Origin of the sequence: Paenibacillus dakarensis (assembly GCF_001373415.1) — a bacterium.
Taxonomy (GTDB): Bacteria; Bacillota; Bacilli; order Paenibacillales; family Paenibacillaceae; genus Paenibacillus_AQ; species Paenibacillus_AQ dakarensis.
In genome coordinates, this window is sequence record NZ_CDSE01000025.1 from 24204 (window position 1) to 36612 (window position 12409).

Here is a 12409-nt window from a genome sequence, read left to right on the forward strand (position 1 = left end):
GCACAAAAAGACTTGTGCAGATTCGGGGTAACTATCTATTAACGTTCTGGAGGACGGCGTTCCGGATGTTCAAGATCAGACAGCTCTTTCTTGTGTTCTTTCATTGCAGGCTCCAAATACTTATCAATATTCGCCTGAAGCTGCTGCAGATATTGGTCTGTTGTCACTTTACCACTGAAGTAGCGCTGTATTAAACCAACCCAATCCTGAACAGATGGCTGATAATCCCATAAACCGCGCGCTATATTGTTAGCTGCACTACTATAACCTTCGGTGTTTCCGATAGCCTCAAAGTTCGCGAATGCAGAAGCCATTTCATCTGGAAGCGTAATTCCTTTAATGGCCGGCGAACCGGAAAGAGCAGCATCTTTACTATTTTGAATCGCTTGAAGATAGATGTTGTATCCTTCTGGGCTGGTCAGATACATCATAAAGTCAACGTTCAACTCATTCTGTTTGGCATCTTTATTTACAATTCCATAGAAACCGACAGGGATCTGAATGGTACGTGCCGGTGCCATAACTTCTGGCCCTTCCATAGATGGCATATTGAAAAATCCGTATTCAAACGGTTTCACACCGCCTGTCGCACCCGTTTTGGATTCGTCCGCAAAATCTTTCGGCAGCTGCCAATATGACCCGGGATCTCCCAGCATCGTTGCAGCCTTCCCGGTAAGGAACAGGTTATAGGCCTGCTCTTCCTTCACGCCAAAAAATCCCTCAGGTGTATAGGAGAACAGCTTCTTCAAATTTTCTGAATATGCTTTCCATTGCGGGTTTCCTTCGATTTTAAATGGACCTTCCTTATCTTTAACAGCTTTCCAGAGACGCATGTCATTTTTCGTAACCTTGCTGTTGGAGTCGTTATACGGATCGTTTAAGTCGTAGGTCCAGTTATCGTCCAGTTCCGGAAGATAAGTATAGTCCTGCTCTTGTGAGCGAATGGCATGAATGTAATCACGCATATATTGGTCTGCATAAATACGAACCAACCAGCCTGCCCGGCCGCTCCACATGGATTTGGAATCACCACCAAGAGCTAGAGGTGTGTATCCGGCCTTTTTAACCTTTTCAAAAGCATCAATCAGCTCGTTAAACGTCTTTGGAGCTTCCGTCACCCCTACCTCTTTAAAAATCTCCTTGTTGTATATCCAAACAATTTGGACGGACTCAAAGTTAAGATTATAAAGATGATCTTCGGTGCCAACAGCTTCAAGATTAATCCCCATGGCCTTCAGATCAAGAGTATCCTTCCATGGTTGACCTGTGTAAGGATTCACTTTATCGAAGTAAGGATAGTAGTCCACGAATTTCTTATCGTTCACCAATCCTATGACTTCATTGTTCGTAACCAGATCAACATCAGGCTGACCTGCTGCGAACTGAGCAGTCAACCACTCCTTGTATCCTTCTGCAGGCTTATTATCAACCTTTACCTTTACGCCCGGGTTCTTCTTCATATAACTGTCTGCAACTGCTTTCCATACAGATGCAGAACCGTTAGACAAGGAGATATTAATATTTCCGGACAGCTCTGTTGCAGCAGGCTCTTTCTCGGGAGTTTCTTTCCCCCCTTGCTCACCGTTAGACTGTTTTGTGCCTTGATTTCCGTTATCCGATACTTGTGTCGGGGCTTCTTTGCTGCATGCTGTCAGTAAAAGCAAAAGCATTACAATACTCAAGAGAACGATATACCTTTTTCTGTTGTTCACGTTGATCCCCCCTACTTCAAAATAAATTTCACTGAAGCGCTTCCAAAAATTTTAACTTAACCGACTCACTTCAGATATAAAGTATAGAGGATACTTATTCGTATACTTTATAAATCAAAGTATACTGTTGTAAAAAGCCTATTGCAACACTTTTTTCATATAGTGAACCCGTTTCAGTGAAGTTTTATATTGAATTCCTTAACTATAGAGGTATTGTATACAAAGAAAGCCCCCTATGAATAGGGAGCTTAGGCTTATTTATCATTTCCCGGTTTATTTCTCGGATGATGGGGGTGCAGTACTATCCCGAATTGTGAGTGTTGGAACGATTTCGTCTTTGAGTAAAGGAGCACCGTTCTCCCCCCACTCGAACAAAAGGATCTCAGCTGCGCGCTTGCCCAGTTTACGTGTATTTTGGTTAACGGTTGTAAGTCTCGGGTATGAGTATTCACTCAGCATTACGTCATCAAAACCAATGATACTGACATCGTCAGGGACCCTCATGCCCATCTCCCTAGCCGCGTTCATCGCTCCGAATGCCTTGTAGTCACTTGTAGCAAATACCGCCGTCGGCGGGTCCGGCAAAGCCATCAACCTTTTAAAGCCCTCTTCCCCCATAACAACCCTCTCATCCTCACCTGGAATGACAATGATCAGATCCGAGTTAAACGGTATTTGGTGCTGTGATAGTGCCAGCTTGTACCCTTGTAAACGCAATGAAAACTCCTGGTTCAGGTCCAAAATTGAATTCCCGGTCAAAACGATACCAATTCGCTGATGTCCTTGTGAGATCAGATGCTGGGTGGCCAGATAACCGCCGGTAAGATTATCTACGATAACGTAAGGTATCCCCAAATGAGGATAGTAGAAATGAACCGTCACGAATCGCCGTTTCTCCTCCTGCCAAGCGGTTAATCTTGTAAGATCAAAATTCTCCTTCTCCGTTAAAGTCAGCAGAACAATCCCGGCATGAGGATCATCCGGCAGATTGTAATCCTCCCCCATGTCCCACATATAAAAGATGATCCCGTTTTCTTCACACACTTCCCTGATCCCATCAAACATATCGGTGAAAAACGGATGAACAAATGTTCCTACTTCATGATTCCGGTGAGCAAAATAAATGACTCGAATCGCCTCTGAATCTGTGGCAGACGGATTATCGTGTACGAAACTTCCTTTTCCGCGTATTCTATATACAAATCCTTCTTGCACCAGGTCAGAAAGCGCCCGGCGAGAGGTAATCTCACTCGTATTATATTCCTTAGCCAGTTCAATCTGAGTTGGAAGCGGATCATGAGGCTTTAACTCTCCTGCAGCAATCTTCCGCTTGATATCGTTCATTATATATTGATACATCGGAGTCTTGTCCGACTTTTCCATCTCCATGATGTGATCACTCCTTACCAAATTGAGTTAAGTATACTTTATGAATTTGCTTTAATCAAGTCAAATAGGCAGCACAGGCCATCATTGGCCTGACGCTGCCTGTATTCACCTATTGTTTTTCCGTGCTAACCTAGCCCTGTGATTCGCTGAATGCTGCTCCCCGATTAGAAGAAGAGGCTATGATCCCTTCCACTTGAATCCGTTCTTCTTCGGTCACCACAGACAATTCTGATATACCTGGCGCAACCCATGATATCCCCTTCGGAAAAGATGCCTGGAAACGGCAAACCCCAGACTGATCTCTTTTCCACTCTGCTCGGATTTCGCCTTGTTGAAGAATCACGGAGCCTTCTGCCCATTCGATCCCTTCCACGATCGTTGGATTCAATGAGACTGCACCAATACCTGACGTAGAAACATCAATCCCCAGCAGTTCCTTACTCAACAGATACGTAGGCGATGCTCCCCAGCCATGACAGAGGCTTACGGGAATTGCATCCTGTAAATAGGTTGGAGTATGGCCCATGTAAGGACTTGGTATTGTGGAGAACGGTAAATCCGGATCGAATGTTTCCCACCAGGTCGTAGCTCCCCGATCCAGCATATCACCCCAATATTTACGGATGAGAACGATTGCCTCCTCTGAATATCCATTCGCAAAAAGCGTCTCCAATACAATATGGTAAAAGAAAGCTCCTCGAATACTAGGCAAACGTCCTGAAAGATAATGATTCTGTATAAATTCAGCAGCCTCTGTCTTATCCATGATGCCGGACCATGCCGCTGCAAAATTGGTCTGTGCGGTTATACTGGAAGACAACCCTTGATCGGTCATGCAATCCGCGTAAATCGAGGTCTGAGGTATACGCAGCAAATCGCGAATCGTTCCGCGAAGCTTTATCGCTTTTTGCTGAAAGTTTATATGTTCTTCTTGCTCTCCAAGTTCCTTTGCCAAAAACGAAGCCGTCATCAAAAATTTATAATAAAAGCACGAGATTGCGGTTACCCGGTCTTTACGTTCAATATCATCAGACCAGTCAATGAAACACCACATGCCATCCCGATCCGCCTTAGCAAAGAGACCTGCTTCATCCTCCTGATTCTTAAACCAGCCGGCAAGCTTTGTTATATTGGGCCAAACTTCTTTCAGAAATGCGGTATCTTTCGTAAATGCATAGTATTCGGATATGCCGAACAGCCAATGGGCACAGAAATCCGGCAGTAAGAAAGAGTTCTGCTGAGGTCCGGTGCCTGGAATGGAACCATCTTCATTTTGTATTCTGGCAGCTTGCAGCAGTGACTTTCTTACAAGCGAAGGATCACTGAGTGTCTGATATACAACCTTCGCCATGACTACGGAATCCGCAACCCATAGCGCGCCTTCCCGGTAAGGACAATCTTCAAAATGATTCTGACTGTTAACAATCGTTGTGTAGCGGCCTGTCTCCCAAATGCGGTTTAACTTCTCATCACTACAGCGAAAATATCCCTCTTCGTTGTATGGATAATGAACAAATCTCATAAGAAGATTATGAACTTGAATGGGAACCGGTGTCGCCATTACGGAAACCTTCAGATAGCGGAAGGCCCGCCTCCCGAATGGGGTCAACTTATTTATTCCTTTTCGCAAAAGGTAGGTGTCCATAAGCGACATTTCTAGTGATTCACCATAGAACAGCTGCAGTACTCCACCTTCTTCTGCAACGACTTCGATCTCCGGGTAGCCCACAACCTCAGCTCCGAAGTCAAATGTAATTTGCGGAATGGACCCGGGTATGGAAGCATCCATACTGAGTTCAGCTTTATCCTTGCCTGAATATACTACAGAATCCGAACCCGATATGGCCCCTTTATAGGGCTCCGCTGAAACAACAGCAACAGGTGCAACAAGCGTTTGCTTCAAATAAGGAATTTCCCTGGCAATGAGCCGAGGCCATGGCGAGTCTGGTTGCTCAGCATCAGCAATGGATACAGCGTTCGGCCATAGAGAGTCGTCGTAACGGATCTGCTCCCAGCCATCATCCTTTGACATATCAATGATTTCGCGGTATCCACCCCACATGTGCAGTCGGCTCACTTCCTCCCTCCACCTTGGGGAACGCCTGCATTTCCAATCAGAGCTGCTGGCAATAATCTGTGCACGGGTTTCATCTTCAACATCGCTAACCGATTCATACAAATCCAGCTGACATATGAGCCCTCCTGGGCCCTGAAGCTGGTTCGTAACAATTCTATCAGTCCCAAAATTATGTGCAGTAACCGCAACCACATTCGTACCATCATTCAAATATCCAGAAATATCATAGGTGTCAAAAGTCATCCATAAAAGATCCGATGGCGCCGGTCCTCTGCCTACCTCTATGCCGTTAATGAATAGTTTATAGGATTGATTCGCAGAAATCCGGGCCACTGCTGAAGTTACAGGCAGGGTCACCTCAAAGGCTTTTCTGGCTTCTACATATACATTATTATCTGATGAATACCCTGACGCCCAGATCCATTTTGCCTTCCAGCTTTCTTTAATCATGTCAATACCTCCAACGTATGCATAGAAAGTCTGATTTGAAACTCCGTTCCCGTTCAAACTGATTCTTTATACACAAAGTTCATTCGCCCTTTCGGCGCTGTGTCGCCATATTGATAGAAATCCATGATATTTCCTTCATTCTGCATATGATCAACCCACTTAAATTCAATCCAGATTCCCTCATCCGGATCATTTACTCCGAGCATAACCCGTGGCACCTCGATTTGCATTTCATTATCCTGGACAATGTATGATATCTCAGAAACCTGCTCCCAATTCCATCCACCTGAACTCCGCTCCAGCCATGTTGTTCTTTCATCCTTGACTTTCCTGTTGACGATGTAGTGATACCCCTCCCATCCGAAGTCCCGCTGCCTTCGGTTCCGAATCAACAGCATCATCCAGTTAGGATCTGTATATGGTGAGATGGGCTCTCTGGTTTGTACATAAAAATATAAGTTTTCATTCGTATGCGCTGCTTTTAATAGGACAAAATCATTTCTACCTGTGCCATCGATATATAAATGACTTCCATAGCCTGCATGTCTTCGGTGGCCTGTGTCCCCCTTAAAATCCTTATACTCCTCAGCTATTATGTGCCATGTGTCAAAATCAGGCTTTGCATTTAAGGTGATCGTTCGGTTTAAGCTGTTATCCCGATTGGATATTCCTTTAAAGCGGCGAATGTACCCGATCATTTGCATAAAATAGTGGTCCACATACCCGCCCTTCATCGGCTCAATATCCCGACTAAAATTAAGTGTAGCTTGATCTACGAACAATACAGGGCGCTCAGACGTCCCTTTCAGGCGCATCGCAATCCATTCATTCCAGCCTGTAACGAAGATCATCGTTGGGTCTTCATTCAATGCGAACTCCCACTGCTCAGCTATATTCATGCCTTGATCTAGGGAAGGATCCTCCGTTTCTTCTCTGCCCTCATGGTAATCCCTACCCCAGTTGTTTCCATACTGGTAAAACGGAGTATCACTCATTGCTACGCTTGGATGCTGTGCAACAGAAACATTAATGATCTCCTTCTCGCCCTCATCGTTATAGAACACCCGCTGCGGACGCTGAAATTCAATCCACGGGAAGCCGTTCGTCTTAGCCGCTTGATTAGGCCATTGATTGCGGCGAAACGTATAGAAATTACGCTGTTCTTCATCGCATTCTTCGGGATCGCTGATAATCAAAGGTTTGCCTTTATAGTGGAACCAGAGATGTTTATATCGACCCGGTTTATAAATATCATCATATATTTCCGAGACCGTCTGCCCGGCATTTGTATTCGTATAGAAAGCAAATTTAGGAACCTTGAAACCTTGATTATATATTTCGTCCATCACGCTGAAGAGTTCATCATAAACCTTTTTATATATCTCTGCATTCGTTGTGTCAAAGACTAAGAAGTCAATACCGGCACTCGTAAGTAATTGCACATGTTTGCGCAGTACCCAGGAATCGTCGCCTAAATAGTATCCATACAACGGTTCTCCCCAAAAGTGAAATGAATTCTCTGGTCCCCAAGCCGGATGCCCTGGATCGTGCACAGCCTCAGGCCACTGTGAGAGGATCTTGGTGTTGTCATATGGTCCGGCTGTACCATGCTGACCTAACCAGAGAAAGTAGAATATGCCCACATACCGGTTTTCGCGTAAAGGACCCGCGTCCTTAATTGAAGGAAGTTCCCGCCCAAGTCCATCGATGCCTCCACATTGATCGAAAAGCAGGAGTTCTCCTCTTCTTTTCGCCATCCTTATAACCTTCCTCTCTTTATGAGCATTGCCACCGTTAGATCGAACATTCTTCAATATCAAGTTCAATCCTTATTAATATCAAAGCTCAGATGAGATGTGACACATTAAAGTATTCTTATTATAACCATAATATACTTAATAGGTTATTTTGACAACTAAATATACAAAACAAAAAAAAGACTGCAATGCCACTTAGAGCATCGCAGTCCCAGATTGATTTCAATCCTTATACGTTCAATCCATTAAAGTGGAAATATAAAGTCACGGGCACCGAGCTTAAGTGTCAATTTGGGGTCAATTCCTGGAATAGGATTGTAGCTGCTTACTTCGAGTGTAAACGTCTTGCTCCCCCCTGTTTCGATATCATGCAGCGAAATGCTGCACGGACATGCTTGTAATTCCTTAGACGGTTCTACTTGTAATTTCTTCAGCTTTTGGGTACCGTGATTCGTTACCGTAACCGAAATTTTTGTGCCAATCTCAAGTTCTGGAGATAACTTACTGACATGAGTATCAACATTGGCATAATCCTTATCAACCTTGACCTTTCCTGCGAAAGTGGCTTCATCTATCCAAAGCTGACCCCTCCAGGGGTCTCCACCTTCTGAGCGCACCCAAATTTTCACACGGTCTACTGACTTCGCGCCCTTCCAGCCTTCAAGCGGCAGTGCCAGCTGCTGCCATCCCTTTGATGGATCGAGTATTGCCGTACCTTCTACAGAATCAAATCCGCTGTAAACCATAAACTTTGCAACATATTTTTTATCCGGATTGGCATTTGGAAGCTGTACCGCTGCTGTGAAATATGGTGTTTTCCTCACATCAACCGGTTTATCAAACGTTTTCTGCACGCCTGACCAGTTCAAGGAATAAAGACTGCCGATGCTTGCTCTAAGATATCCTTCGCCCTGAAAGGCATCCCCCGTCTCATTAATCACAGTTCCTACATTTTCGGATGCCACGTATCCGTCTGCGCCGGATTCAAATCCTCCGTCCTTGATGACCTTGTCAGCTTTAAGTATAAAGTCCATCCCTTTCGTTATAGGCCTTTGACGGTCTTGAAGAAGTGCAGGATCGAAGTTAGGGATGGCATCTTTCCAATCCTTTATACCGATGATCTCTTTCGCAAATTCAGTTACCTCAAGTGAACGATCCGTATCGATATATTTAAAGACATCATAAATATACTTATGCTGATCCGGTGTTACAACCGTGTTAGGTGCATGCGTCCATAACCCGAGGTTTAAACCGCCTTCCTCACCATGGTCAACATGCCGATGCAGGATGAAGGCGTCAATACCATCGAGAAATTTAACTTTATAATAAGCGTAAGCATAAGCCGCAGCTTGGAGTTTCTGATGTTCTTCTGAATTGGTTAAGCTGTGGAACCCTTGTTCTGACAACATAATCCGCCGCATTTCCCCATTAAAGAGATAATCATCCTGCTTCATATAATCCACTAACACTTCCAGGTTCTTGAAGGTAATGCGCTGTGTATCAAATGAATCCGTTGCTGTCGAGTCATTCCAGAACCGTGGATTAAATAAATCCTCTGGATAAGGATGTGGGGCAATATTCCATGAGAAGTTCCCTTCAGCATGAGACATTGATATTAAGCGATCAACAATAACCTTATTATCATACTTCCAGGTAGAATCATCACTGAGTTTCTCATTCCAAAAATGGTCAAGTGACACATAAGTCCTGGCATTCGCATAGGTAGACTTCACAATGCTATCAACTAAACGAAGGGTTTGAGCATACTCACGAACATAGGCATCCACATGCTTGGGCCCCATGTTGTTCCATACTTTGTTCTGGCCCACTTCATTTCCGACAATGTAGTTAACGGCTCTGCCGTACTGTCCGTTTGGCATAGAATAACGCTCTGCTATAAATTGGGTAGCCGCCTTCACATATTTAACGCCAATCTCATTAGACGTGTTTAATGCATAGACGGTTCCACCAGGCTCCGAGTCCGGATGAATTAAGTATTCGTTAGCCGAATCCGGATCCTTCGTATTGTACATGATCAATATGAGAGAGACGATCATTCCATTGTCAGACAAGCTTTTAACCCCAATGTCTAACTGCTCGATTCTGCTCTTACGGAAGTAAAAGGTTTCACCTTCCACTTCGTATGGAATCGTGTTCTCCGGATGATTATTTGATTTATACATCAGTTCGTTGTACGGAACATTTAATGCTGCATGGCTAATACCAAGTTCTTGTGCGTCTGCCGTCATCTGAACCTGCAGCCCTTTAATGCTCTGTGCCTCCGGATATGCTTCATGATTACCAGCCAAAACTTCCGCATTCGTGATGTATTGCGGTGCATCAATCGGTTCATAACTGCCGTCAGGCAGTCTTGCTGCTACCACAAATTTAGAATACAGGCGGCTTCGCTGTCCGTCTTTGATGTCACTCTCGAAGCGAAATGTATTTGCAAGCGCCGTATCAGCCAGAGGGAGCTTATGCACAAGATCGGTTTTCACGCTCTCGTACGTTGCCAACTCTAACAAGTACAACCTTTCAGACGGATGAGCATCCACGAACTCCTGCTTCACTGTTCCTTCAATTACAATTCGTCCATCGCCTTCGATACGAGCCCCGGCTTTCCCGTCATAAGGCTTCTCAATTGCGGGCATCAGTCTAAGCCGGATCTCATCGAAGCTCAAAGTACCGGATGAAGCAGCAGGTATCACACGAAAACCCTTGATGACACCGTTCCACCCCATATGATCTGAAAAATTGAAATCATGTGTGAATGTTCCTTCCGAAGGAATAGTGAATGTCTTACTATTCTCTTCATTCCAATCACTCTCTTCCGTTTTCCACTGAATCTTTATATCATTAGAACCCGTTCCGTTCGTCATGGTCATTTCCATCCCGTTTCGCTTGGAGGCATCGATCTGCAGTTCCGGTGATTCGATCCAGGTGCCTTCATCATTCAGTGTATAACCCAGCTTCCCGTCAGCCGATTCCAACGATCCGTTTACAGCCGTGAAGCCTTCGGTTTCACCTTCATTATTGAAGGTCATATCAATGACATTGGTAGCTATAATATTGTCGATTTGGAAACGACCATTCCAATAATCATAACCAGGCTGACCAGGCAATACACCATCCAAATCAAAATTCTGCATAAATGAAACTTCCATTTTTGTAACAGCATTTCTTCCTGCCCAGTCAGCGAGTTTAATAAACACTCGTTTCCAGCTGTCTGGCCGGATCATAGCAGTGCTTTCAAACTTATCCTCTCCACTGTACAGATTTACCTTGACTACATAATCGGCTGATCCTTGCCATCCCCAGCTGTTCGCAGCAAATGCCATAAAGCGATAATCGGACAGATCGAGCGGCTCTTCAAACTCCCTGTAAATCGTACGCCACTCATATACCTTGACCAGATCCGGATTTTGTTCTAATGCACCGGCTCCCTCAAAGGGTGAATTAGGTCCATTCAAAATACTGGTAACATATTGTATTTCTTTTGTATTTTTCCCTGCTCTCCATGTGCCAACATCCTCTGGTGTATTAAAGTCATTAATGATCATAGCCGGAAACATATCATGTCCTGTTGTCACATGCTCAGATTCCTTCAGTTCCGGGTCGTAAGCACCAGCCGATACAACAACAGTCAGCATGACTTGAAGCAGCATAACCAAAGACATTACCATAGATACCGTTCTTAAACGCATCACTAATACCTCCTCTTTAATATTCAAATGATTGTTCGGTATATAGGTTATATATTAAAGGTATTCCTTTATCAACATAAATTTATAAAAGTATACTTAAATAATCCTGGGGTCCTACACTGTAAATGTTTGGGGTGTCCAAGTACATATATGTTCTACAAAATTCACCCAACTTGGAGACCTACTTCAGTTAACCGGGAATGATTACAAATACCCTTCTTATGAACCCGTCGTGCACACTATTCCATTCCACATCGTGTAATGTTACGCTGGGTTATATATGTAATTTCCATCCGCCATATCTGAAGGAGCGTGAAATGATGGGACCGTTTGCTAAAGACTTGCTGCAGGACAAGGTTGTGTTGATCACTGGAGGAGCCACAGGGCTGGGCCGGGCTATTGCTGAGAAGTTTTTAGAGCTAGGGGCTAAGCTTGCGATCTGCGGGCGTCGTGAAGAAGTACTGAAGGCTGCAGCCGAAGATATGAGCAAACTTGGTCATCAAGTGTATTACAAGAGCTGTGATGTCCGTGACCCGGCACAAGTTCAACAACTTGTTAAAGATGTAGAGTTCCATTTCGGAAACATAGACGTGCTGGTCAACAATGCGGCGGGTAATTTCATTAGTCCAACAGAACGTCTCTCCCACAGGGCAGTGGATGCTGTGCTGAACATCGTATTGCACGGGACCTTTTATACGACGCTGGAAGTTGGTAAGCGATGGATCGACCAAGGAATTACCGGTACGATGCTGAATATTGTTACGACCTATGCTTCAACCGGGTCCGGCTTCGTTGTTCCTTCGGCTGCGGCAAAAGCCGGCGTGCTTGCGTTAACCCGTTCTCTGGCTGTAGAATGGGCCCCTTACGGAATTCGTCAGGTAGCCATTGCTCCCGGACCGTTTCCAACGGAGGGTGCATGGTCAAGGCTGTCCCCGACGCCTGAATTCGAGCAGAAGATGATTAACCGTGTTCCCCTGTCACGGGTAGGTGATCCAGAAGAGCTAAGCAATCTGGCAGCTTATCTTATTTCGGATTACGCCGGATATATAAACGGGGATGTCATAACGATCGATGGCGGCGAATGGCTTAAAGGAGCGGGGCAGTTTAACGAGCTGCTGGACGTATCAGATGAACAGTGGGATGATCTCGCTAAATTAACTCGTAAAGGGAAGTAATAATGCAATGCAATACTTTATCTAAACTCAAGCATAAATAAGTCCTTCTTACACCAGCAGAGAATTGGAGTAGAGATCAAGATCATAAAACAAGTTGTTCCGAATCTTGAACAGAAGTGGTACTACGCTTAATTGAAGTGCAAGG

Annotated in this window: 6 protein-coding genes; 1 reads left to right on the top strand and 5 read right to left on the bottom strand. The window is 44.6% G+C overall.

What is annotated here, in order from left to right:
• Positions 1-38: 38 nt before the first annotated feature.
• The 5 genes from BN1234_RS07125 to BN1234_RS07145 form a co-directional block, all read right to left on the bottom strand.
• Positions 39-1712, bottom strand: coding sequence for an ABC transporter substrate-binding protein (locus tag BN1234_RS07125; RefSeq protein WP_054955976.1), 1674 nt, complete (start codon positions 1710-1712; stop codon positions 39-41).
• Positions 1713-1985: 273 nt separating this feature from the next.
• Positions 1986-3101: a GntR family transcriptional regulator gene (locus tag BN1234_RS07130; protein WP_054955977.1), complete on the bottom strand. Its 1116-nt coding sequence runs from the start codon at positions 3099-3101 to the stop codon at positions 1986-1988.
• A gap of 130 nt (positions 3102-3231) precedes the next feature.
• The gene (locus BN1234_RS07135) at positions 3232-5628 is read right to left on the bottom strand and encodes an alpha-L-rhamnosidase-related protein (RefSeq protein ID WP_082423131.1); all 2397 of its coding nucleotides are present in this window, start codon (positions 5626-5628) and stop codon (positions 3232-3234) included.
• A 53-nt stretch (positions 5629-5681) separates the two neighbouring features.
• A complete protein-coding gene (locus BN1234_RS07140) occupies positions 5682-7385 on the bottom strand; it encodes a hypothetical protein (protein WP_054955978.1) in 1704 nt (567 codons plus the stop codon).
• A 245-nt stretch (positions 7386-7630) separates the two neighbouring features.
• Entirely contained in the window at positions 7631-11089 is a 3459-nt protein-coding gene (locus BN1234_RS07145) for a DUF5722 domain-containing protein (protein ID WP_054955979.1), read from the bottom strand.
• 320 nt (positions 11090-11409) lie between these two features.
• Here BN1234_RS07145 and BN1234_RS07150 point away from each other — a divergent pair, with 320 nt between their 5' ends.
• Positions 11410-12264: an SDR family oxidoreductase gene (locus tag BN1234_RS07150; RefSeq protein WP_054955980.1), complete on the top strand. Its 855-nt coding sequence runs from the start codon at positions 11410-11412 to the stop codon at positions 12262-12264.
• Positions 12265-12409 lie beyond the last annotated feature (145 nt).

Excerpts from the sequence above, each read along its gene's own strand:
- BN1234_RS07130 (WP_054955977.1), bottom strand. The coding sequence starts at position 3,101 with ATGGAGATGGAAAAGTCGGACAAGACTCCGATGTATCAATATATAATG.
- BN1234_RS07135 (WP_082423131.1), bottom strand. The coding sequence starts at position 5,628 with ATGATTAAAGAAAGCTGGAAGGCAAAATGGATCTGGGCGTCAGGGTAT.
- BN1234_RS07140 (WP_054955978.1), bottom strand. The coding sequence starts at position 7,385 with ATGGCGAAAAGAAGAGGAGAACTCCTGCTTTTCGATCAATGTGGAGGC.
- BN1234_RS07145 (WP_054955979.1), bottom strand. The coding sequence starts at position 11,089 with ATGCGTTTAAGAACGGTATCTATGGTAATGTCTTTGGTTATGCTGCTT.
- BN1234_RS07150 (WP_054955980.1), top strand. The coding sequence starts at position 11,410 with ATGGGACCGTTTGCTAAAGACTTGCTGCAGGACAAGGTTGTGTTGATC.